We start from the raw sequence: 22207 nt of genomic DNA on the forward strand, positions 1-22207 counted from the left end.
TACCTACAAGTCCCGATAGCTATTGCGACTCGCGGATTATCTATTCAGTTTTTATTGGCTAAATTAGATAATGAAACACACAACTAATAGATTGTCAAAACTACAAAGCTAAACCCACTAAAAATCCTTCCGCTTAGCAATTCTCCAAATAAAGAAAGTAGGGACTACAACCCAAACAACCAACATTACAAAGGATAGAATCAATCCAAAACTAGTTCCAAAGAATTTTTGAAATACTGCCCCAGTATATCCCAATAAGGCTGAGATATCCAGTTTTAAAAGAATCAATACTCGTGATAAATCCACTGGATTCAGCATCGTGGCGACTAAGGAAAATTTATCCAGTGGGTAATCTTCAAAATACAGAAGCGACATTAAAAAGATACCGTCATAGATTACCGCCATAAACAGCCAAAGCAAGATGGCATAACCAAAACCCTTGATTCTATTTTCGTTGGAAAGGGCAATTACAAATGCCAAAGCTGTAAAAATAAAGGTCAGGAAACCACCGGTTATTAGCAGTAGGGTAAAATCCCAAATAGCGCTGCTATTGAAAATTCCGTAGAACACAAAGGGCAAGCCTAAGCCGATGATCAAGCTCATTGCCAAAGAGGTGGCGACTCCGAAATATTGTCCTAGGAAAATAGAACTTCTTTTTACGGGTTGTGCTAACAGCAGTTCGGTAAACTCACGGGAGTTGTAATAATACATCACCCCGAAAATGGTTCCGATAAGCGGCACTAGAATGATGATAACATTCATCAAGGTTATCACTGCTTTGGACAGGTCGTTGTTAAGAAATAAAAGCACAACGCCTAGTAGCAAATAGAACAAGAAATATACGTAGCTCCAACGGCTTCGCATTAAATCGTAAAAACTGTATTTTAGTATCTTAAGCATAACTAGCGGATAAAATGGAGGCTATTGCGTGTTCAAAATCAAGTTGTTCGGTCTTGGATTTTAGTTCTGGAATTGTTCCTTTGAAATAAATTTTACCTTCTAAAATAAAAACGATCTCATCGGAAATTTCTTCTACAAAACTTAAAATATGTGAGGTTACAAGAATGGTTTTTCCTTTGGCCTTTTCAGCAAAAATCAAGTTTTTCAATCGCAGATGTGAAATAGGATCCAGGCCGCTGGTAGGTTCATCGAGAATTACCAAGGGGCTATCAAACATAAACGTAAGCACGAGGTTTACTTTCTGCTTTGTACCTCCTGAAAGGTTTACCAATCTTTTATTGAGAAAGGGCTGCAACTTAAATAAATCTATCAGCTCCTCGTCATTGGTAGCTTTACCAGCTCTTAAGTCTTTGATCATGGCAATAAGCTCATTCACTTTTAAGTTTCCTGGGAAGTTGGCAATTTGTGGCAAGTAATCAATCTTATCGCGGTATTTAAAATCGTTTTTTAAGGATTTTCCGTTGATCAAAATTTCACCTGAATCGGGTATCACCATTCCCAAAATTGATTTTATAAGCGTGGTTTTTCCAGAACCATTGGGTCCTAGAATGGAGAAGATTCCACCTTCACCAATGGAAAGATCAATACCTTTTAGCACCTCGTTCTTTCCGAATTTTTTATGTAAATCCTTAATTTCTATCATGGTCTATGAGTTTCATTCTTGGATTTTCATCCGATAAATCGTCTGGTGTGAATACTGGGGAAACTTTTTCAGAAAAATCTATGATGTCTATAAAAAGACTTCGCAGTAAAATGATGGTTTCCGGGGTGCGGTTCACTATATATGAAAACAATTTTACCGGACGGAAGGGCACATCGCCTATTCCGTTTTTGTCTAGATCGTAACCCGTATAGTTGCTCCAGTAATTGTTATCAAATTTATTGTCGTTGATTCTTCCATTATAGGAAATATCGAATGAGTTATATAAAAAGTTGTTCTTTATTATTTGATTGGCGTAGCACGCACCTTTCACTCGTATTGCGTAGCCATTACTTGTGAAATCGTTGTTGGAGTACACGAGTCGGTTACTTCCTTCAACCGTGATGCCAACCGTATTTTCAAGAAAGATGTTGTTTTTGAGATCCACATCGTTTACTTCCTTCAACAGTAAACCGTAGGCTGCCGTGCCCCAGTTTTTCTTAATAATATTATTTTCCACCTTCATAAATTTTGAAAACATCAAGGCAATTCCGGCGCCATTGGTTTCAAATACATTGTTGGTGACCGTATTATTATTACTAAACATAAAATGAAGACCATAACGGACATTGTTCTTACTGAAGTTATCATCGATGGTTATATTATCTGAAAATTCAAGGTAAATTCCATCGCGGACATTTTGGACATCATTCCCGCGTACCTCAACATTTTTACAATACCATAAATGAACTGCATTTCCTGAATTGAATTCGGTTACGGCCTCTCCCCTAACCTTGTTGTTCAGTACTTTTCCATTATTGGCTTTTTGCAGATAAATTCCGAAGAAAAGTTTTTCCAACTCCAAATTCTGAATGGTAAAACCTTCGCTGTTTACAACTCTTACCGCAGCATAATCTGTGGTATAACTAACGCCAACGTTGATGATCTTAAACCCGTCCAAGGTAACATTATCTGCGCCAATGGTTATGATTTCTCCTTTTTCTTCTCCATCTATTGTAGGCAGATCTTCACCAATTAAAGTGATGCCTTTGTCAATTTTTATATTGGCTTCCTTATAAATTCCTTTTTTCACCAAAATGGTATCACCTTCCGAAGCTTGGTTTACCGCTTCTTGAATGGTTTTGACGCTACACGTGGAGCATACTGTTATGGTGCTTGACCATACATTTGTGATGGATAGCAATAGGATTAAAAGGGAGAATATATAATGTTTGTTTTTCAAAATAGATTATTATTATCTATTGCCGTTATTTATTACTATTATCTATTATTATTGTTATTTTTTAAGTCTTAGGTGATCTTGGATTTCTTTCCAAGTGTAAACATCACCCGTGAATTTTTCTTGGGCCTTTCTACCAGCTTCTTTGTCTAAAAAGGCTGAAAGATTAGCGCCCATAGGGCTTTGCAATTGTTTGCTCACCAAATAGGAAGCTTTTTCAGCTTCAATTAAATCACCTGGTTGATAAAAGTTTGCTACTAAATAATGCGCCATTTCCGTGTCCTTAAACTCATCTTGTAACGAATGGACCATACACTCAATGGCATCGTATTTATAAGCCTTCCCCTTGGCAGTTACCAATTGTGAGGCGTGCTGTCTATCTACAATGGTCATATCACAAAAATGGCACGCATCTGAGCCGTATTGTATTTCTTGCGGACTCACATTGCAGGCCGTAAACAACAATGAAATAAGTAATAGTTTTATGATTTTCATAGTTTCAAAAATTTAAGGATTTGCCCCTTGGTCTCAATAAAACGTTGACACGTTTATTAATCCTCCTTCCCCTGATTGCTTCTCTGGATGGCTATCGGGATCGCAAGGGGAAGGAGCATTAATTATTTTTTATTTTGATTTCCATTCTTTTTTACCAACAAAGAAGGCTACTACTGTAAGCAACATTCCCGCAAATATCATATAGGCTCCTGTTGCTGGCCAAGAATCGACATCAAAGTTGAGCATTTTTTGGTAACCAAGCAAAGGTGGTTTATAAGTCATCGGGGTACCATCTAAATTTTCAAGTTTCATTATGGCTTTTGGATCAAGATCAGTTCCGTATTCTATTAGCCATAAGTTGAAATCATACATTCCCATAATTCCAAGTATAGACATTACCACAAACCAGCCAAGGAACCATTTGTAGCTAACTTTGCCAAAGAAACCAAGGATTCCGATAATGACCCCAAGTGCTACCATTATCCCAATTACCAATGGAAATACTTCAAACTCCCACATATCCTCTGCTTTCGGAATAGTCTTCATTCCAATATAATGGTTTAGGCCGTCAATATTTTGAATATCAAATTCTTCTACTCCCTGTATTCCTTGAATATAAATATCCATCCCTAGTGGGTCTGGATATTGTGGCGCACCTAATACAATGTTCCATAATGGAAATTTAAAAAGACCCAATAACAGCAAGGATCCAATGATCATTATTATTCCTGCTTTTTTCATTTTTAAAGAGATTTGAGTCCCGATAGCTATCGGGTGAGAAATGAGATTTGAGATTTGAGATGTTAGAAATAAATGCTGAGAACTTTGCTCTTACATCTAAAGTCAAGAATCTAACATCTTTATAAAAGACGGGGGAAATCAACAACCCCCGTCTTTACTGAAAATACTATTAATCACTAATGCGTATTTTCACAACTAAAAACAACTTATTAATCTTCGCCTAGACCCCAAGACAATTCAATATCAGAATCTGCTGGGCTTACGCGAACATAGCCTTGCATTTCTTGGTGCAGTGCAGAACAGAAGTCAGTACAATAGAATGGCCATACTCCTACTTGTTTAGGCTCCCAAACTAGAGTTTCAGTTTTTCCAGGAACAATAAGCATTTCGGCAGTGTTTGCCCCAATTACAGCAAAACCGTGCGGTACATCAAAATCTTGTTCGTGGTTTGTAATATGGAAGTACACTTTGTCTCCTACTTTTACACCTTCAATGTTATCAGGGTTAAAGTGACTACGGATCATATTCATATAGATATGAACCTCTTTCCCGTCACGCTCTACTCTAACATCACTATCTTGAATAACAGCATGTTTGTGTTTGTTCTCTGAAAGTTTATAGATCTTTCTAGAGTTTGGCGCAACCATTTCTGCAGGAATTGCAGCAGCATAGTGAGGCTCCCCAATGGTTGGGAAATCCAATAACAATTCCATTTTGTCTCCTGTTATATCGAATAACTGAGCAGACTGCGTTAGCTCTGGCCCTGTTGGCAGGTATCTGTCTTTTGTAATCTTATTAAGGGCTACAAAGTATTTACCAAATGGCTCCCGTGAGTTTCCACCAGGAATCATCCCGTGACCTACAGAGTAAAACACTGGCTGGCGGTCTAAAACCTCCCAAGTTCCAACTTTCCATTTTACTACTTCAGAAGAGATAAAGAACGTGGTATAAGCATTTCCTTTTCCATCAAATTCGGTATGGAGTGGTCCTAAACCTGGTTGCTTAACAACACCAGCAAGAATATCCTCAAAGTTTAAGATTGGAATTCCATAAGCTTCCCCATCAAATTTTTCATTTTCAATAGCATCAAGCATTTTGGTAAAACTGTGCACTGTCAAGTCAGCAGATAATTTTCCGTTACCAATAATATATTCTCCTGTTGGATCTACGTCACAACCGTGTGGAGATTTTGGAGTTGGCAAGAAATAAACAGCTCCAGGAACATCCATTGGGTTCACGGTAAGAACTTCATCTAACATGGTAGAAGTAGCAGTATGGGTATGTTCATCTCTTACGTTATGTGCATATTTAGCAGGAACTTTTTTTCCTCCACCGTTGTTTACATATTCTTCTATTTTTTTCCAGTTTACCGCAGCGATAAAATCCTTATCGTTTTGTGATGCGTTAACTTCTAAAAGTGTGTGGGCTTCTTCCGTATTATAAGTAGTAAAGAAGAACCATCCGTGACTCTTATCACGTCCAGGGTGCGAAAGATCATAGTTAAACCCAGGCATCATCAATTGGAATTTAATCCCCATTCTTCCTGAATCTGGATCTACACTAATAAATGTAAGCGCTCCTTTAAAGTTACCTTTGTAGTCTTTAATAGACATATCTTTCTGTGGCACTGGCACAGAGAAACGGGTTCCTGCTACCACATATTCTGTGTTTTCAGTAATAAAAGATGAACTGTGGTTACCGGCACTATTTGGAATTTCAATGATTTCCTCAGTTTCGAAATTTTTCAGATCAATTCGTGCGATTCTGGGAGTGTTATTACCATTAATAAACACCCAACGTCCATCTAACTTTCCAGTTGTTTGTGAAATATCCGGGTGGTGAGAGTCATCCCAAGGCACAAAACCGTACGATGTATTCAACATTGGTTTGGTTTCCTCAGTGTACCCATATCCACTTTCGGGATTCTGTGAGAATACGGGAAGTACTTTTAACAAACGCCCTGATGGCAAGCCGTAAACGCCAAGTTGCCCACTAAATCCTCCAGACATAAAGGCGTAGAATTCGTCGTGTTCACCCGGAGCAACATATACTCTCTCGGCAGCGTTGGTTGCAAGACCGCCTTGGCCTTTGCTACTGCTCCTTTTGTCATTTCCGTTGTTACAGCCAACCAATCCAGCAGCTATAACCAAGAAAAATAAAATATTAATTGATTTTTTCATTATTCTATTGTTTAAATTAAATTGTTTAAAATTAGTTTGCTGGCAATATCACTTTATCTACTACGTGAACAATTCCATTTCCTGCGGGGATGCTTGCTATAATTTTAGCACCGCCCACATACACGTCATCACCCTTCACTTCCACTGTGGCATCTTCGCCACCGGCCTGTCCAACTTTTTTGAATTTCTTCAAGAAATCCTTTGAATAGTTACCCGGAGTTACGTGATGCTTAAGTATGGAAGCCAATTTTTCTTTGTTTTCAGGCTTCAAAAGTTCTTCTACGGTTCCAGCTGGAAGAGCATCAAAAGCTGCATTGGTTGGCGCAAAGACCATCAAAGGGCCCGCATTTACCAAGGAGTTTTCCAATCCCGCTGCTTGCACAGCTGCTACCAATGTGCTGTGATCTGGCGAACCAATAGCAATTTGTAGTACGTTTGGTTTTGACTCATCGTCTTCAATAAACGCCTGCCCTTGTTTGGCAGAAGCATCAGTTTTTGCGGGGTTCTCGATTAGGGTTCCGCTCCCTTCAGAGTTTGTTTCGTTTTTACAGGCTGAAAACACAAGTAATGCAGTCGAAACAAAGAGCAATTTAATGGTTGTTTTCATTTTGGTTTTGGTTTTTTAACCCTTGCAGGGGTTAGCTTCCTGCAAGGGCTGGTTGGTTGTTTAAGTATCTATTTAAAGGGTTCTAAAATATTCTAATATCTGTCTTGTCTGTTCCTCCGTCATATGTTGGTTGGCCATTGGCGAACCATTAAACTCCATCAATAAGGCTTTGGCAAGTGGATCATTTTTGGTCATCCCTTCTGGATCCATAATCATATTCATTACCCACTCTGGAGTACGTCTTTCTAAAATTCCTTTTGGAGCTGGTCCAATAAATTTCTTGTCAGTTTTATGACATGCCGTACAATTCATTTTATAAATCTCTGCCCCTTTGGCAGCCATAGCCTCGTCAATCTCTGCAGGAATATCTACATTTTTGATTGGGCCAACCCCTTTGTTTGTGAGGTCTATCGTTTGTGAAGGCTTCACGTCTGAGGCCGGAGCCTCTTTTGGAGTTTCAGTAGCAGCAGGTTTTTGACCTATCTGGATACCGTCTTTCTTTTTTTCTTCTTTTCCACCGCAACTTACCAAAAGTAGTATTGCTAAAGCGGCCATTGATTTTAGTACATTTTTCATAGTTGTTAGTATTAATTTACGGTACAAAACTAATTTGAATGGGCCATATAGAATATGATTTTCGTCATATATGAGACTTTTTACTCTTTAATTTTTTAAACCTGAAATCTTATCTCATAACACATTCGATAGCAAAGATTAACACTTTTTAACAACTGGATTATGACAAAAATCAGTTCAGTAATGATTCTGAACATTTACATTTGAGAAAAGACAAAACAATGAAAAACATACTTTTACCCACAGACTTTTCCGAAAATTCGAAAAACGCAATCAAGTATGCCATAAAAATTTATGAAGGTGAAACCTGCACATTTCATATTTTAAACTCTCAAAAACCTTCAAATTATATAACTGCAGATGTTGTTTCCCGAGCTTCAGGCGTTTCAGTATATGAAGGCGTTTTAGACGATAATAAAGTGAAGCTTGATGAAATGGTTCAATTTTGTAAATCAATTTCTGAAGGAGAAGATTTCAGCTTTAAACCGAAGTTAGATTTTGACAACATTGTTGATGCCGTAAATCAAGTGATTGCCAGTAATAATATTGAAGTTATAGTTATGGGTACCAATGGTGCTACGAATGCTTCGGAAGTTCTATTTGGAAGCAATACCTTAAAAATTATACGAAATGCAAGCTGTCCAATTATTGCTGTGCCCGAAGGATACATTTACCAGAAAATAGCGTCCGTTTTATTGTCTCTTAATTATCAGTATGACATAACGGGGGAAAATTTCAAAATACTTTTAAATCTATTAAAGAAAAAGAATGCGTCCTTAAAAATTTTAGCGATTGAGGAGGAAAAGATTCACCTAGCAGATCAAAGAAAGCAGGCTGAAGAATTTTTTAAGGAAACGAACTTCGAAACTTTTACAATTAAAAATCTACCCGCTCCAATGGCGATAAATGCTTTTGAGCAGTTGATCCCAATCCAGCTTCATGCCATGGTGGTTGAACGCAAAAGTTTTTTAAACCGTTTTATTTTTGGATCCCATACTTCAGAAATAAGCTACGGCTCGCAAGTTCCATTATTGGTGATTCGCGAATAGGTTTCTGATTATGGTTCTTTGGATTTGGAATTGGAATTGAGGTATTTTACTACTTTTCCAATAGGAAATTATTCTTTTTAAACATTCGCATAAGCGTTTTTACATAATCCCTTATGGTTGTTTGCGCTCCCGGTGGGTCGATTATATCAATAGTTCCACGCCATATTAAATCTTGATCACTATCAGGACAAAGACAATAAAGTGAAGTTTCGGTATTGTAAACAGGATAATCCTCAGTAGCCTCTTTTCCTGAAATAACTCTATTTTCATTATAGTAATCACTGAAAGTTTGAAAAGATTTAGTCAAGTTTCTATAGGCTTGAGCGACCGTAACTTTACTCCCCTGCCCTTTAACTTTTGAAAAAAGAACCGCATTAAAACCAGCCTTTATAAGTTCGCTTTCTAGAGTAGCCAAGTTTTCTTCCGATTGATTGTTTTCGTCCACAGTGCCTTCAAAATAATCAACACTTTTTACGGCAATCACATTTTCTGCCTCTAGGGCGTTCACAAGACTATATTCAAATTGACGCTGCAATCCTCCATCAGGCGTTAAACCTACAACCAAAACTTTATGGACTCGAAAATTTGGGTTTTCAGTGTTCACATATTCATCTACTAACCGACTACTGGAACAGCTAGAAACCAGCACAGCGAAAATTAACAACGTAAATAGTTTTTTCATGGAAATGATTTTAGCAAATGTCATTACAGTAAGCATATGTAAATATACAGTTCTCATTTAGAAATTTGGGGTGATAATAAAAGATGACCTAAAGCTTATGAGAATAAAAGGCTTCTAAAGTGATATTTGTGATTTCTTCTTAGATATTCTTTAATTTTTTTTCAAATAATCCTGACGTAAAGATAAATCAGTTATATTTGTTAACCAAATGGTTAAACCATAAAGTTAGAGCAATGGCAAAAGCGAATAAAAATCAAGACACTGAAGGAGAAATACTTGAAGCGGCAAAAAACGTGTTCCAAAAGAAAGGAATGGACGGTGCGCGTATGCAAGAAATTGCAAATGAAGCAGGTATAAACAAGGCCATGCTTCACTATTATTATCGCAGCAAACAATTGCTTTTTGATGCAGTGTTTAGCAATGCATTCTCCCTTTTGGCACCAGAACTCAACAAGGTTTTAAATGACGATTCATCGATAGAGGAAAAGGTAAAAAACTTCACGAGCAATTACATTTCCTTTATATCGAAGCATCCGTATTTACCTAATTTCATAATTCAAGAATTGAATCGGAACCCGAAATTTTTCGAGAAAATACAAAAAAATGCGGCTTTTCCGACACTGGAAAAATTCAATAATCAAGTTGCGAACGAGGTGAAAAAAGGCATTTTAAAACCGATTGAAGGTCAACAACTGTTTATCAATATTATTTCTCTGAATATTTTCCCTTTCGTGGCAACCCCATTAATTAAGGGACTTTTAGATATTGACGACAAGGGATTTAAACAATTAATGGAGCATCGGAAAGTAGCCGTTTCTGAGTTTATTATCAATTCCATAAAAAAATGAAAAAGTTTCTATTTATACTTTTTGCAATCGCTCCCCTTCTGGGCTATGCACAGCAAACGCTCACCTTGGAAACCTGCTACGCTTTAGCCGAAGAAAACTATCCATTGGCAAAACAGAAGACATTGTTGGAAGAAAAACTAAATTCTGAAATCAAAATTTTAGAAAAGGAAAAACTTCCAAAGTTACATTTAAATGCGCAGGCTACCTACCAATCTGATGTTATTGAATTTCCATTGAACCTTCCAAATACAAATATCCAACCACCAAACAAAGACCAATACCGTGCAACAATAGACGCCAATCAATTGATTTATAATGGCGGAAACATTGCTGCAACCACAAGACTTAAAACCGCCGAACTAGCAACCCAACAACAACAAGTTGCAGTAAATCTTTACACGCTAAAGTCACGGATTAATCAAAATTATTTCAGTGTACTCCTTTTTCAGGAACAGGAAAAACTACTTCTTTCTAAAATGGAACAGCTTGGCGCACGCTTAAAAGAAGCAAGTACAGGGGTGAAATACGGAGCGGTACTCCCCGCTTCTGAACAATTATTAAAAGCCGAATTATTAAAGCTAGAGCAACAACTGTCCCAAATAACTTTTGATAGGGAGAAAGCTTTAAAAAGCCTTTCTATCTTGATTTCCCAAAATTTAGACAATGATATAAGCTTGATTGATCCTAACACTTTAGTTGCGCTAGAAATTGATTCGCAACGGCCCGAACTGGCACTTTTCAACCTACAAGAAACGCAACTGGAATCTTCAAAAGAAGTGATTTCTAAAAGTAATTACCCGAAACTATTAGGTTTTGCACAGGCCGGATACGGAAATCCAGGATTGAATATGCTTGACAATTCATTTCAGGATTTTTATATGCTTGGATTAAAACTAAACTGGAACATTTTTGATTGGGGAAAAACAAAGGAGAAAAAACAGGCCGTCAATATTTCAAAAGAAATAGTTTCCACCGAGAAAGAGACCTTTTTATTGAATAACAAAATGCAGTTGAAAGATGCCGAAAGTGATATTAATAAATATGAAGCTATGCTATATAAGGACACTGAAATAATTGAGCTGCGTGAAAAAGTGTTGCAAGCAACCACTTCGCAGTTGCAAAATGGCGCGATCACTTCTTCAGAATATATCACGGAATTGAACAAGTTATATGAAGCGAAAATTGACCAGCAGCTACGCACGATACAATTGTCTCTTGCAAAGGCGAATTATAAAGTAATTAAAGGAGAATAAAACGAACCTACCTGCCGGCAGGCGGGTGCACGAAGAAAAAGTAATGAATCAAGCAGAACGCAAAAACATTTAAGATGGCCACGAATGCACGAATAAAAATCAGCGATTCCGACTAAACCGAAAACCATTATTAATGGTAAAGAATTCACGGATAAAATATAGCACGCCACCGAAACACCAAATAAATATTCGTGCATTCGTGGCAAAAACACTTACAATGAAAACACTATATATTCTCATATCAACATTCCTTTTAGGAAGCCTTCTCTCCTGCTCCAACGAAGAAAAGGCTGATGCTTACGGCAATTTTGAGGCTACCGAAATTATGGTCTCTTCTGAAGCAAACGGGAAACTGGAATTTTTCAATCTCGAAGAAGGGGAAGTTTTAGAAAAAGGAGCGGTTGTAGGCCTTGTTGATACGCTTCAGCTTTATTTGAACAAACAACAACTGCTGGCCTCCAAGGAAACGGTGGCGTCGAAATCAGATGGTGTTTGGTCGCAGGTAAGCGTTTTGAATCAACAACTGGAAACAGCAAAAACCGAACAACAACGCATCCAAAATATGTTTAATGATAATGCCGCAACACAGCGCCAATTAGATCAGACCAACAGCCAGGTAAACGTCTTAGAAAAACAAATTGAAAATGTGGAAACGCAAAACGCACCTATTGTAAACGAGGTAAAAGCCATGGAGGCAAAAGTGGCGCAAATCAATGATCAAATTACCAAAAGCAAAATTACAAACCCAATTGCAGGAACGGTTTTAACAAAATTTGCAGAACCGGGAGAAATTGTTTCCTTTGGAAAACCACTCTACAAAATCGCCAATATGGAAGAAATGACGCTGCGAGTTTACCTAAGTGAACTCCAACTTTCAAACATCAATATCGGACAGAAAGTGAGTGTGAAAATTGATTCCGAAGAAGAAATGAAAGCTTACGAAGGAATTATAAGCTGGGTTTCGGCTTCAGCAGAATTCACTCCAAAGATTATTCAAACCAAGGAAGAACGGGTGAACCTGGTGTATGCGGTAAAAGTCACAGTAAAAAATGACGGTAGCCTAAAGATTGGAATGCCAGCAGAAATGTGGATTTCTGAGTAGTGGTGAGTGGTTAGTAGAGAGTAGAAAGTAGAAAGTAGAAAGTAGAAAGTAGAAAAAATTAATAATAATAAACCTACCAACTAAATAAGCAAAAGATGGAAGAAAGCACAGGAAATTTAGATGACTATTTAGACAATCACTTTGTACATCGCAGTAATTGGTTGCGAGCGGCTGTTCTTGGGGCTAATGACGGGATTTTATCTGTAGCTAGTATTGCAATTGGAGTAGCTGCAGCAAGTCAAACCAGAGATCCAATAGTTTTAGCAACCGTAGCGGGTTCAGTGGCAGGGGCTTTATCAATGGCGGCAGGAGAATATGTTTCCGTTAGCTCTCAAACAGATATTGAAAAAGCCGATATTGAGCGTGAAAGAATTGAACTTGAAGAAATGCCAGAAATAGAGCTACTTCGATTAGCAGAAATCTATGAAAAAAGAGGATTAAAAAAGGAAACAGCACTTATTGTAGCAAAAGAATTTACGGCAAAAGATGCATTAGCGGCGCACGTTAGAGATGAATTGGGAATTAATGAAATTAGCCAGGCAAACCCTATGCAGGCAGCACTGGCCTCTGGGGCTTCATTTATTGCCGGAGGAATTCTTCCCCTTGCCGTTACCCTATTTTTACCATTAAAAAATATGGAATACACGCTTTATGGTTCTGCAATCTTTTTTCTAATAATCTTAGGTGTAGTTTCGGCTAAAACTGGAGGCTCGAGCCCATGGAAAGCAATTATCAGAATTACCTTTTGGGGAACAATGGCTATGGGAATTACTGCATTGGCAGGATATCTATTCGGGGTAAATATTTAAAAAGCTATTATAAACAGTAGATCAAAAAAAAACCGGTGCCGTAGGCACAACACATTTTACACCCTCGGATTTTAGTCTGAGGAAAATCAACCCAGTGCCAGCGGCACGACACATTTTATAACATCGGATTTTAATCCGATGGAAAAACAACCCAGTGCCAGCGGCACGACACATTTTATAACATCGGATTATAGTCAGATGGAAAAACAACCCAGTGCCAGCGGCACGACACATTTTATAACATCGGATTTTAATCCGATGGAAAAACAACCCAGTGCCAGCGGCACGACACATTTTATAACATCGGATTATAGTCAGATGGAAAAACAACCTAGTGCCAGCGGCACAACACATTTTATAACATCGGATTATAGTCAGATGGAAAAACAACCCAGTGCCAGCGGCACGACACATTTTATAACATCGGATTTTAATCCGATGGAAAAACAACCCAGTGCCAGCGGCACGACACATTTTATAACATCGGATTTTAATCCGATGAAACCAATAACCCTAAAACTTAAAACAACATGAAAAAAACAATTCTAACAGCAGCAATCGTTTCAGCATTTCTAACGGGATGTAACGAAACCAAAAACAAAGACGTAAACACTGATACAGTAGAAGCAACTGAGGCTGTTCACGAGCACGATGGAGAAGAAATGGCCGCAATAAGTAACGCTTGGGTCAATGAGATAAAATTGGATAGCGGTAACAAATGGAACGCCAATATAGAAACAACCGAAGGAGTCGATAAAATGCTGACTCTAGTTAAAACCAGCGATAAAAAAACAGTAGAAGATTATCACACTTTAGCTACAAAGCTAAACGAGGAAAAAAACGTTGTTGTCAAGAAATGTACCATGAAAGGGCCATCACACGACAACCTACATGTTTTCCTTCATCCACTTATCGAGAAGATCGATGCTCTAGGAAAAGTTTCGACAGCAGAAGAAGGTGCTGAAATTACTAAAAGCATCAATGAGAATCTTGAGGGCTATTACAATTACTTTAAATAGTATCAGTAACCGAAGATTGCACAGCCGATAAAACAAATTTTAATCCGAAGCTATAAACCCAAGTGCCAGCGGCACGACCGACCTTATAACATCGGATTTTAATCCCATACTTTTAAACTAGTGCCAGAGGCACGACCGATCTTATAACATCGGATTTTAATCCGATGTATCCAGATTAACACTTATGAGCATAACCTTAAATCATATCAGCAAATCCTATAAAAAGCTAAAAGCCGTGCAGGACATTTCGTTCAATGTGGAACCTGGGGAATTATTTGGACTCATTGGTCCCGATGGCGCAGGAAAAACCACCATTTTCAGGATTATAACTACGCTGTTAATTCCTGATGCTGGTACTGCTTCAGTGGCCGGATTTGATGTTATTAAGGACTATCAAGCTATTCGAAATACCGTAGGCTATATGCCGGGGCGATTTTCATTGTACCAAGATTTAACCGTGGAGGAAAATCTCACGTTTTTCGCCACCATTTTCGGAACAACAATTGCCGAAAACTATGATTTAATCGAAGATATTTATGTTCAGATTGAACCTTTTAAAGACCGGCGTGCAGGAAAACTATCGGGCGGGATGAAGCAAAAACTCGCCCTTTGTTGCGCGTTAATTCACAAACCGAAAGTGCTTTTCTTGGATGAACCTACTTCAGGGGTAGATCCAGTTTCACGTAAAGAATTCTGGGAAATGCTAAAACGCTTACAGCAAAAAGGGATTACCATTTTAGTTTCAACCCCGTATATGGACGAGGCAGCTTTATGCGACAGAATTGCATTGATCCAAGATGGCAAAATATTGGAAATTGACGCCCCGGAAGCAATTGTAAACAAATTCCCGAAAAAAATTTATAACGTGGGCGCCGACAATATGTACAAATTAATAAGAACGCTTCAAGGTTACGAGCATTTGTACAGCGTGTTTCCGTTTGGAGAGTTTGTGCATTACACCGACAAAAGAGATTCTTTTGAAGCAGCAGATTTAAAATCGTATCTGAAAAACGCAGGCTTAACAGATATCAGCATAGAAGCTACTCAACCAAATATAGAGGATGCCTTTATGGAATTAGCGAAATAATGAAAGAGGAAAATGTGATAGAAGCCGAGGAGTTAACAAAAGCGTTTGGCGACTTCAAGGCTGTAAACGCAATTAGCTTTGAGGTTAAAAAAGGTGAGATCTTTGGATTTTTGGGTGCAAATGGCGCAGGAAAAACAACGGCGATAAAAATGCTGATAGGGATTTCAAAACCTTCCTCGGGTCAAGCAACCGTAGCAGGTTTTGATGTATATACCCAAAGGGAATCTATCAAGAAAAACATTGGCTATATGAGTCAGAAATTCGCTCTTTATGATGATTTGACCGTAAAAGAAAACATTACTTTTTTTGGAGGTATATATGGTTTATCCAGAGCGAAAATTAAGGAGAAAAGAGAGCAACTAATTTCTGAGCTCGGGCTGGAAGATATCAGCAATAAATTAGTAGGCTCCTTGCCTTTGGGCTGGAAACAAAAACTATCCTTCTCAGTATCCTTATTACACGATCCAAAGATTGTTTTTTTGGATGAACCCACAGGAGGCGTTGATCCCATAACCCGAAGACAGTTTTGGGAAATGATCTATAAAGCAGCAGACCGAGGCACCACCATTTTTGTAACCACACATTATATGGATGAAGCCGAATATTGCGACCGTGTTTCCATTATGGTGGAAGGAAAAATAGAAGCCTTGGACACACCAAAAAAATTAAAAGAACAGTTTAAAGTGGATTCCATGAATGATGTGTTTTTGAAGTTGGCGAGAGAATGAAAATGTTTACCCAATTTTTCCCGCAGATCCCGCTGATTTGCGCAGAAAAAATAATAAAAATATTTGCGATAATCTGCTTAATTAGGGAGAGAATGAAAATGATTTACCGCTCCCGATAGCTATCGGGAGCGCTGATTTGCGCAGAAAAAATCCGCGATAATCTGCGAAATCGGCGGGAAACTAAAAAGTAAAGTATGGACCAAAAAACAGAAAACGAGATATCCTATCTAATCAGAGGAGCAATATTTCAAGTATATAATGCATTAGGTCCAGGATTATTAGAATCCGTCTACGAAGCGGTTCTATGTTTCGAATTGCAGAAGCAAGGATTGGAAGTTAAGCGACAAGTTCCTCTACCAGTTATTTATGATAGTGTTGAATTAGAAATAGGTTTTAGGTTAGATTTATTAGTTAATAATAAAGTTATAATTGAAATCAAATCGGTTGAGAGTTTAGCGAAAGTCCATCATAAACAGCTATTAACCTATTTAAAATTAACAGAATTAAAATTGGGGATTTTGGTAAACTTCAATGTAGATAATATTACTGAAGGCATTTTTAGAAAAGTAAACGGATTATAAAAAAATCTGCATAATCTGCGAAATTAGCGAGAGAATGAAAATGTTTTCCCGCAGATCTCGCTGAGTTGCGCAGAAAAAATCAACAGAAAAATCTGCGATAGTCTGCGATCCCGATAGTTATTGGGAGCGGGAAACAAACAAAAGGTGAAACGTTTTATAGGTTTTATAAAAAAGGAATTCTACCATATCTTTCGAGATAGGCGGTCGCTATTTATCCTTTTTGGGATGCCCATTGCCCAAATAATGCTTTTCGGATTTGCCATTACTAATGAAATCAACAATGTAGATATCGCCATTTTGGATCATTCAAAAGATACTACAACAGAAGAAATTATAAATAAGATTTCGGCTTCAAAATACTTCACTATAAATCAAATGATTGCCAGCGAAGCGGATATTGAACCCGCATTTAAAAAGGGAAAAATAAAAGCAGTATTGAATTTTGAAAAGGATTTCAGCAGAAACTTAATCAGAGATCGGAAAGCTACTATTCAAATTATAACTGACGCCACTGCTCCAAATACCGCAAATTCAGTAACCAATTATATCAATGCGATATTGCAAAACTATCAGCAGTCTAAAAACGAAGGAGTTCAAATAGATTATCAGATAATTTCCCAAATTCGAATGATTTATAATCCAGAACTTAAAAGTGTTTTTATGTTCGTTCCTGGCGTGATGACTATTATTTTAATGCTGGTTTCCGCAATGATGACTTCAATTTCCATCACTCGGGAAAAGGAATTAGGCACTATGGAAATCTTGCTGGTATCCCCGCTAAAACCTTCTCAGGTAATTATTGGGAAAGTAGTTCCGTATATCTTCCTATCCATTATAAACGCTGCTGTAATCGTGTTACTGAGCATTTTTATATTTAAGATGCCAGTTCAAGGCAGTCTGTTTTTACTGGGAGCGGAAAGTGTTTTGTTTATTATAACTTCATTAGCACTAGGAATTTTAATCTCAACAATCGCAGAGACCCAACAGGCCGCAATGATGATTTCCTTGATGGGCTTGATGCTTCCTGTAATATTATTATCAGGGTTTATTTTTCCAATATCGAGTATGCCAGTGCCACTTCAATTAATCAGTCATATAATCCCTGCAAAATGGTTTATCATCATTATAAAAGGAATTATGCTGAAAGGTGTTGGAATGGCTTATATCTGGAAAGAAACGCTAATCTTGATAGGAATGACAATTTTCTTTATTGGGTTAAGTGTAAAAAAATATAAAATACGATTGGAATAATGAAGACCATCGGGTACATCATACAAAAGGAATTTAGGCAAATCTTTAGAAATAAGGGGATGTTGCCTATTATATTTATCCTGCCCATCCTGCAACTGATCATTCTATCTAATGCAGCCACTTATGAAGTAAAAAACATCAAGTTCGCATATATAGATTACGATCATACCTCAACATCTCGCGCATTAATCGAAAAATTTAATGCCTCAACCTATTTCAATGTATTAACCGATTTCCCTTCACAAGAAAAGGCCAGCTCCGCGATGTTAGCAGGAGAAGTGGACGTGGTGCTAGAAATACCAAATCACTTTGAACGAAAACTTCTAAGAGAAAAAACTGCCTATTTATCCATTACCATTAATGCCATTGACGGCGCAGCGGCTGGTGTGGAAAGTGGCTATGTAAATCAAATTGTACAAAGCTTTAATAAAGAGGTGAAAATGAACATCATGAACACTTCAAAAAAAGCTTTGCAACCTATTACAATTGAGAGCATTCCATCATTTTGGTACAACACAAGCTTAGATTATAAAACCTTTATGGTCCCGGGTATTTTAGTGTTATTGGTAACTATGATAACCTTATTTCTTTCAGGGATGAATATTGTTCGGGAAAAAGAAATTGGTACTTTAGAGCAAATAAATGTAACGCCAATTAGAAAGAGCCAGTTTATTATTGGGAAGTTATTTCCGTTTTGGGTAATAGGAATGGGATTGCTGACCGTTGGACTGATCCTCGCAAAAATTATATTTAATATTCCAATGTTGGGGAGTTTGCTCCTCCTTTACGCCTACACTTCTATTTACATTTTAGTGATCTTGGGAATGGGGCTTCTTATCTCAAACTTTACTGATACCCAACAACAGGCTATGTTTATCGCTTGGTTTTTTGTCGTGATATTTATTTTAATGAGCGGTTTGTTTACGCCTATAGAAAGCATGCCGAAATGGGCGCAGATAGTTACGGAATTCAATCCTATAAAATATTTTGTGGAGATTGTGAGAATGGTATTATTAAAAGGCTCAGGTTTAATGAATATCCTCCCCCAACTGGTAAAGACACTTCTGTATGCTATTATAATGAATGTGTTGGCGGTATGGAGCTATAAGAAAGTAAATTGAGGAAAGATCCCATTAAATATCTTCTAGAAAAAGCGATTCGCATTTTTTACGTGGTGAAAGACAATATAACCCTGGTTTCATAAATATTAAAATAATGATCGCTTGGGCTATATTGCAATAACGCTCCTACTTTTTAACCCATTGGCGTTCTTATCTGCCTATGCACTTAAGTGGATTAAACGAAACCTACACCCTGGCAGCACTAATTTTTAGTCATAACAATTAATTCAACTGATTAGTCTTTGGGAGATCAATAGATTAATTAAAAAAAACAGCCTAAATACCTAAGTTTTATAGATATTTGAGTAAAAACAATATGGAAAACAAAAGCATCACAATAGAAAAATTCAACGGTGATATGGAGGAGTTTGATGTTGAAAAGCTAAAAACATCACTTAGACGAAGTAAAGCCTCTGAAAGCGAAGTAGATAAAGTAGTGGAAAACATTATTCCGATTCTATACGATGGAATTTCCTCTAAAAAAATTTACAAAAAAGCATTTTCAATGTTGAAAAAACAAAACCGTACTTCAGCGTCAAAGTACAGTTTAAAACGTGCTATTTTAGATCTAGGGCCAACGGGTTTTCCGTTTGAACGATTAATAGGTGCATTGCTCAAGCATCACGGTTTTACCACACAAGTTAGCGTAACTCTTCAAGGGGAATGCGTTACACACGAAGTAGATGTATTGGCTGAAAAAGACGGCAATACCTATGCAATAGAATGTAAATTCCATGCCGACTTTAGAACCAGTAGTAGTGTTAAAGTTCCTTTATATATCAATTCAAGATTCCTCGATCTCCAAAAACGTTGGAACGACAATGCAAAAAAGAAATCACATTTAAAACAGGGATGGATCGTTACCAATACACGTTTTACAAGTGACGCCATTGATTATGGAAAATGTGTGGGGCTTCATTTATTGAGTTGGGATTATCCTGAAGGTGACGGCTTAAAGCAAAATGTTGACAAATATGGCCTCTACCCTATCACCACCTTAACAAAATTGAAAAAACGCGAAAAAGACTTAATCATTGAAAATAAAATTATTTTAACCAAAGAACTTTACGAATCGCCTTCCATTCTGGACGAAATTGGACTCAAACCATCACGGAAGAAAAAAGTTTTAGACGAAATAAAGGCGCTTTGCGATTTATAACTTGAGACTTGTTATCCCAGTTTTAATATTTGCTAGCTAATGGTTCAGCTGCTTTCGCCCAAAACAACTACATCAATATAGGTTTGTAAGGGCTAAAAAAAAGTAATTCGATTTGAGCTAAGGCTCAATATCTAAACTGATTATAATTTCGCCACAAGATTGAAGTCTATTTCTATCTCCTCTTTGATAACTATTAAACCGAGCATTTTTTTTGGCGGTTTAAGACCAAAATCCCTAATGTCTAATTTTAACTCGCCAATAAAACGATGTGTAGGTTCAGTAATTATAGCTATGGGAACAATATATCCTTTTTCCTTACCCGCAATAGTGATTTTCACACAGGCTTTGCTTTTATCGCCGTCAATCAAATTAATCTCGGTTAGCTCCAAGGTTATTTTTGGATATTCTTTTGTATTGAGTAGCGAATGAAAATCTTTGTTTATCCCTTTACTTCCGCAGTCAAAACCTTCATTTTTCAAAGAGAGAACCGCATTTTTAAAGATGATATTATCCCCCACTTTATTGTAACGTATCTCATTATACGCTTCCATATAAAAAGTGTTGAATTCACATCCAAACCCGCTTATATTAGTATCGCCAGAAATTGAAAGCTCACTATTCTCAAGAATTTGAACCGTTTTTGCGACAAAACCATTTTGTGACCATGCTTTTAGACCGATCATAAAAACCAATACGTATAGTATAAAACGGTGCTTCATTTTAAAATTTTAAAAGGTGGAAAAAAATTATTTCTTCCACCTTTGATTCATTGGTTTGTTTCATTAAAAGCTAATTACTGCTTCAAATACAACTCCGTCAAATTTACCTCCATTTCTGATATCGTTAGCTTCGAAACCACTGTATTTCTGGTTTACATATTCCAACTTGGCCAAAATATTCTTTGTCATAAACCAGCCTGCCGAAAGATTGAATCTTGATATATCTATATTTGTACCTCCAAGTTCTTCTCCATCTACATAATTGTAGCGACCTCCAACATATATATTTTCGTTATTTCCGAAACGATAGATCAGTTCGGCTGCATATTGGTTAAAACTTCTTGTTTCAAGTTCTGTATCTGCCTTTCCAGAAGCTCTTTCGTAAGTTCCAAAAAACTCAAGTCCTTGATATTTAACAAATGGATTTATCATAAACGATGTAAGTTCGTTCCTTAATCCCGGGTTAAACCTCCCTGATGCAAAGTTGTTTTTAGTGGTAGCACCTTCTTCCTCCATCACTAGATAGTATCTCGACCCTGCTCTATCTGCGCTGTATAGATATGCGTTAGCACTCTTATTGGTGTGATAGACAGAACCAGTAAGTCTAAGTCTTAAATCATCATTAATAGAGCTGTCATAACCTAGTTTGGCAATAAATGATGGATCTGTTGTATCCGGATTATCTACGGCTTGGTTCAATTTCCCGTTAGTTACCCCCAACATTCCTATAAAGCCTTGTTTAAAGTAATATACCTCTGCTCCCACTTCTGTAGTAAAACCATCCATTATCAGGTTACCAACGAATGGGTTATAAATTGCTTGCGCATTATCAGATCTTCTAAAATGTGCATCCCCATAGTTATTTTCCATATGGCCTATTTTGATTCGAACATCTTTCATAACATTCTCCATAAAACCTTTCTTTATAAAGTCCAGTTTATCAATTTGGATATATCCTCCCTTAACATAAGGTTCCGGATGGTGACGAGAAGACAGATAGGTTCTTAGATGCATAGATATCCCATCATACAATTGAACATCAAGGTCTAGGTTTGCAGTGGGTAGATTAAAATTATTACCTATTTCAATCAACGAAATTGGGTCTCCATCAGTATTCATAGGCATACCCGTGCTTTCGTGATCCAAAGCTTGAAATTGGATTGCAAATGCTCCACCTATGCGTACTTTAACCCCCTCAAAGGTAGTAGCAGTGTCTTTTTTGGCTTCAAATTGTTCAATGCCTCGTTGATCTCGATACCTAAAATTATCTAAATCACGAGCTTCTCTTTCCTGCGCAAGCGCCTGAAATCCAAACAGTATCAGTAATACCGTGCTGAAATAATTAATTGCTTTTTTCATA

Annotated in this window: 24 protein-coding genes; 13 read left to right on the plus strand and 11 right to left on the minus strand. The window is 37.3% G+C overall.

Annotated elements, in window-relative coordinates; all coding sequences use genetic code 11:
- Positions 1-117 precede the first annotated feature (117 nt).
- From G440_RS0117060 to G440_RS0117095, 8 genes are all read right to left on the minus strand, one after another.
- Positions 118-900, minus strand: coding sequence for an ABC transporter permease (locus tag G440_RS0117060; protein ID WP_026452399.1), 783 nt, complete (start codon positions 898-900; stop codon positions 118-120).
- On the minus strand, positions 893-1603 hold the full coding sequence (locus G440_RS0117065) for an ABC transporter ATP-binding protein (RefSeq protein WP_026452400.1): 711 nt from the start codon (positions 1601-1603) through the stop codon (positions 893-895). The genes G440_RS0117060 and G440_RS0117065 overlap by 8 nt, the downstream gene beginning before the upstream one ends.
- The gene (locus tag G440_RS0117070) at positions 1590-2843 is read right to left on the minus strand and encodes a nitrous oxide reductase family maturation protein NosD (RefSeq protein ID WP_084426859.1); all 1254 of its coding nucleotides are present in this window, start codon (positions 2841-2843) and stop codon (positions 1590-1592) included. Before G440_RS0117070 ends, G440_RS0117065 begins: the two co-directional genes overlap by 14 nt.
- A gap of 54 nt (positions 2844-2897) precedes the next feature.
- Positions 2898-3335, minus strand: a complete 438-nt coding sequence (locus G440_RS0117075) for a nitrous oxide reductase accessory protein NosL (RefSeq protein WP_026452402.1) — start codon at positions 3333-3335, stop codon at positions 2898-2900.
- A 129-nt stretch (positions 3336-3464) separates the two neighbouring features.
- Entirely contained in the window at positions 3465-4076 is a 612-nt protein-coding gene (locus tag G440_RS0117080; RefSeq protein ID WP_026452403.1) for a hypothetical protein, read from the minus strand.
- Positions 4077-4285: 209 nt separating this feature from the next.
- The gene (gene nosZ, locus G440_RS0117085; protein WP_026452404.1) at positions 4286-6256 is read right to left on the minus strand and encodes a Sec-dependent nitrous-oxide reductase; all 1971 of its coding nucleotides are present in this window, start codon (positions 6254-6256) and stop codon (positions 4286-4288) included.
- Between the two features lie 31 nt (positions 6257-6287).
- On the minus strand, positions 6288-6863 hold the full coding sequence (locus G440_RS0117090; protein WP_026452405.1) for a fasciclin domain-containing protein: 576 nt from the start codon (positions 6861-6863) through the stop codon (positions 6288-6290).
- 72 nt (positions 6864-6935) lie between these two features.
- Positions 6936-7439, minus strand: coding sequence for a c-type cytochrome (locus G440_RS0117095; protein WP_026452406.1), 504 nt, complete (start codon positions 7437-7439; stop codon positions 6936-6938).
- Positions 7440-7660: 221 nt separating this feature from the next.
- Here G440_RS0117095 and G440_RS0117100 point away from each other — a divergent pair, with 221 nt between their 5' ends.
- Positions 7661-8488: a universal stress protein gene (locus G440_RS0117100; RefSeq protein WP_026452407.1), complete on the plus strand. Its 828-nt coding sequence runs from the start codon at positions 7661-7663 to the stop codon at positions 8486-8488.
- Between the two features lie 49 nt (positions 8489-8537).
- Here G440_RS0117100 and G440_RS0117105 read toward each other — a convergent pair whose 3' ends face one another.
- Complete coding sequence (locus G440_RS0117105) at positions 8538-9170, minus strand: putative periplasmic lipoprotein (RefSeq protein WP_157418054.1); 633 nt, start codon at positions 9168-9170, stop codon at positions 8538-8540.
- Between the two features lie 233 nt (positions 9171-9403).
- On the opposite strand from G440_RS0117105, the gene G440_RS0117110 reads away from it, so the two are divergent.
- The 12 genes from G440_RS0117110 to G440_RS0117165 all read left to right on the plus strand — a co-directional run bounded on the left by G440_RS0117110 (position 9404) and on the right by G440_RS0117165 (position 20128).
- Complete coding sequence (locus tag G440_RS0117110; RefSeq protein WP_026452409.1) at positions 9404-10018, plus strand: TetR/AcrR family transcriptional regulator; 615 nt, start codon at positions 9404-9406, stop codon at positions 10016-10018.
- Positions 10015-11271, plus strand: coding sequence for a TolC family protein (locus tag G440_RS0117115; RefSeq protein WP_026452410.1), 1257 nt, complete (start codon positions 10015-10017; stop codon positions 11269-11271). Before G440_RS0117110 ends, G440_RS0117115 begins: the two co-directional genes overlap by 4 nt.
- 217 nt (positions 11272-11488) lie before the next feature.
- Complete coding sequence (locus tag G440_RS0117120) at positions 11489-12373, plus strand: HlyD family secretion protein (protein ID WP_026452411.1); 885 nt, start codon at positions 11489-11491, stop codon at positions 12371-12373.
- Positions 12374-12468: 95 nt separating this feature from the next.
- Complete coding sequence (locus G440_RS0117125) at positions 12469-13182, plus strand: VIT1/CCC1 transporter family protein (protein WP_026452412.1); 714 nt, start codon at positions 12469-12471, stop codon at positions 13180-13182.
- A gap of 138 nt (positions 13183-13320) precedes the next feature.
- Positions 13321-13716 (plus strand): hypothetical protein, encoded by a 396-nt coding sequence (locus G440_RS0117130; protein ID WP_026452413.1) that lies wholly within the window; start codon positions 13321-13323, stop codon positions 13714-13716.
- Positions 13713-14201 (plus strand): hypothetical protein, encoded by a 489-nt coding sequence (locus G440_RS0117135; RefSeq protein WP_026452414.1) that lies wholly within the window; start codon positions 13713-13715, stop codon positions 14199-14201. The genes G440_RS0117130 and G440_RS0117135 overlap by 4 nt, the downstream gene beginning before the upstream one ends.
- A 184-nt stretch (positions 14202-14385) precedes the next feature.
- Positions 14386-15288, plus strand: a complete 903-nt coding sequence (locus G440_RS0117140; RefSeq protein WP_026452415.1) for an ABC transporter ATP-binding protein — start codon at positions 14386-14388, stop codon at positions 15286-15288.
- Positions 15288-16016: an ABC transporter ATP-binding protein gene (locus G440_RS0117145; protein ID WP_026452416.1), complete on the plus strand. Its 729-nt coding sequence runs from the start codon at positions 15288-15290 to the stop codon at positions 16014-16016. Before G440_RS0117140 ends, G440_RS0117145 begins: the two co-directional genes overlap by 1 nt.
- 194 nt (positions 16017-16210) lie before the next feature.
- Positions 16211-16597: a GxxExxY protein gene (locus tag G440_RS0117150; RefSeq protein ID WP_026452417.1), complete on the plus strand. Its 387-nt coding sequence runs from the start codon at positions 16211-16213 to the stop codon at positions 16595-16597.
- Positions 16598-16741: 144 nt separating this feature from the next.
- Positions 16742-17848 carry an ABC transporter permease gene (locus G440_RS0117155; protein WP_026452418.1) on the plus strand — a complete coding sequence of 369 codons (1107 nt, stop codon included), beginning with the start codon at positions 16742-16744 and terminating at the stop codon, positions 17846-17848.
- Positions 17848-18969, plus strand: a complete 1122-nt coding sequence (locus G440_RS0117160) for an ABC transporter permease (RefSeq protein ID WP_026452419.1) — start codon at positions 17848-17850, stop codon at positions 18967-18969. The genes G440_RS0117155 and G440_RS0117160 overlap by 1 nt, the downstream gene beginning before the upstream one ends.
- Positions 18970-19285: 316 nt before the next feature.
- Positions 19286-20128 carry a restriction endonuclease gene (locus G440_RS0117165; RefSeq protein ID WP_026452420.1) on the plus strand — a complete coding sequence of 281 codons (843 nt, stop codon included), beginning with the start codon at positions 19286-19288 and terminating at the stop codon, positions 20126-20128.
- A gap of 140 nt (positions 20129-20268) precedes the next feature.
- Here G440_RS0117165 and G440_RS0117170 read toward each other — a convergent pair whose 3' ends face one another.
- Positions 20269-20847, minus strand: coding sequence for a YceI family protein (locus tag G440_RS0117170; RefSeq protein ID WP_026452421.1), 579 nt, complete (start codon positions 20845-20847; stop codon positions 20269-20271).
- Positions 20848-20910: 63 nt separating this feature from the next.
- Positions 20911-22206: a hypothetical protein gene (locus G440_RS0117175; protein ID WP_026452422.1), complete on the minus strand. Its 1296-nt coding sequence runs from the start codon at positions 22204-22206 to the stop codon at positions 20911-20913.
- Between the last annotated feature and the right edge of the window lies 1 nt (position 22207).

This window comes from Aequorivita capsosiphonis DSM 23843, assembly GCF_000429125.1.
In the GTDB taxonomy this organism is placed as follows: Bacteria; Bacteroidota; Bacteroidia; order Flavobacteriales; family Flavobacteriaceae; genus Aequorivita; species Aequorivita capsosiphonis.

What these genes read in the sequence shown, in the direction of transcription:
- G440_RS0117060 (WP_026452399.1), bottom strand. Translation starts at nt 900, where the DNA reads ATGCTTAAGATACTAAAATACAGTTTTTACGATTTAATGCGAAGCCGT.
- G440_RS0117065 (WP_026452400.1), bottom strand. Translation starts at nt 1,603, where the DNA reads ATGATAGAAATTAAGGATTTACATAAAAAATTCGGAAAGAACGAGGTG.
- G440_RS0117075 (WP_026452402.1), bottom strand. Translation starts at nt 3,335, where the DNA reads ATGAAAATCATAAAACTATTACTTATTTCATTGTTGTTTACGGCCTGC.
- G440_RS0117080 (WP_026452403.1), bottom strand. Translation starts at nt 4,076, where the DNA reads ATGAAAAAAGCAGGAATAATAATGATCATTGGATCCTTGCTGTTATTG.
- nosZ (WP_026452404.1), bottom strand. Translation starts at nt 6,256, where the DNA reads ATGAAAAAATCAATTAATATTTTATTTTTCTTGGTTATAGCTGCTGGA.
- G440_RS0117090 (WP_026452405.1), bottom strand. Translation starts at nt 6,863, where the DNA reads ATGAAAACAACCATTAAATTGCTCTTTGTTTCGACTGCATTACTTGTG.
- G440_RS0117095 (WP_026452406.1), bottom strand. Translation starts at nt 7,439, where the DNA reads ATGAAAAATGTACTAAAATCAATGGCCGCTTTAGCAATACTACTTTTG.
- G440_RS0117100 (WP_026452407.1), top strand. Translation starts at nt 7,661, where the DNA reads ATGAAAAACATACTTTTACCCACAGACTTTTCCGAAAATTCGAAAAAC.
- G440_RS0117105 (WP_157418054.1), bottom strand. Translation starts at nt 9,170, where the DNA reads ATGAAAAAACTATTTACGTTGTTAATTTTCGCTGTGCTGGTTTCTAGC.
- G440_RS0117110 (WP_026452409.1), top strand. Translation starts at nt 9,404, where the DNA reads ATGGCAAAAGCGAATAAAAATCAAGACACTGAAGGAGAAATACTTGAA.
- G440_RS0117115 (WP_026452410.1), top strand. Translation starts at nt 10,015, where the DNA reads ATGAAAAAGTTTCTATTTATACTTTTTGCAATCGCTCCCCTTCTGGGC.
- G440_RS0117120 (WP_026452411.1), top strand. Translation starts at nt 11,489, where the DNA reads ATGAAAACACTATATATTCTCATATCAACATTCCTTTTAGGAAGCCTT.
- G440_RS0117125 (WP_026452412.1), top strand. Translation starts at nt 12,469, where the DNA reads ATGGAAGAAAGCACAGGAAATTTAGATGACTATTTAGACAATCACTTT.
- G440_RS0117130 (WP_026452413.1), top strand. Translation starts at nt 13,321, where the DNA reads ATGGAAAAACAACCCAGTGCCAGCGGCACGACACATTTTATAACATCG.
- G440_RS0117135 (WP_026452414.1), top strand. Translation starts at nt 13,713, where the DNA reads ATGAAAAAAACAATTCTAACAGCAGCAATCGTTTCAGCATTTCTAACG.
- G440_RS0117140 (WP_026452415.1), top strand. Translation starts at nt 14,386, where the DNA reads ATGAGCATAACCTTAAATCATATCAGCAAATCCTATAAAAAGCTAAAA.
- G440_RS0117145 (WP_026452416.1), top strand. Translation starts at nt 15,288, where the DNA reads ATGAAAGAGGAAAATGTGATAGAAGCCGAGGAGTTAACAAAAGCGTTT.
- G440_RS0117150 (WP_026452417.1), top strand. Translation starts at nt 16,211, where the DNA reads ATGGACCAAAAAACAGAAAACGAGATATCCTATCTAATCAGAGGAGCA.
- G440_RS0117160 (WP_026452419.1), top strand. Translation starts at nt 17,848, where the DNA reads ATGAAGACCATCGGGTACATCATACAAAAGGAATTTAGGCAAATCTTT.
- G440_RS0117165 (WP_026452420.1), top strand. Translation starts at nt 19,286, where the DNA reads ATGGAAAACAAAAGCATCACAATAGAAAAATTCAACGGTGATATGGAG.
- G440_RS0117170 (WP_026452421.1), bottom strand. Translation starts at nt 20,847, where the DNA reads ATGAAGCACCGTTTTATACTATACGTATTGGTTTTTATGATCGGTCTA.
- G440_RS0117175 (WP_026452422.1), bottom strand. Translation starts at nt 22,206, where the DNA reads ATGAAAAAAGCAATTAATTATTTCAGCACGGTATTACTGATACTGTTT.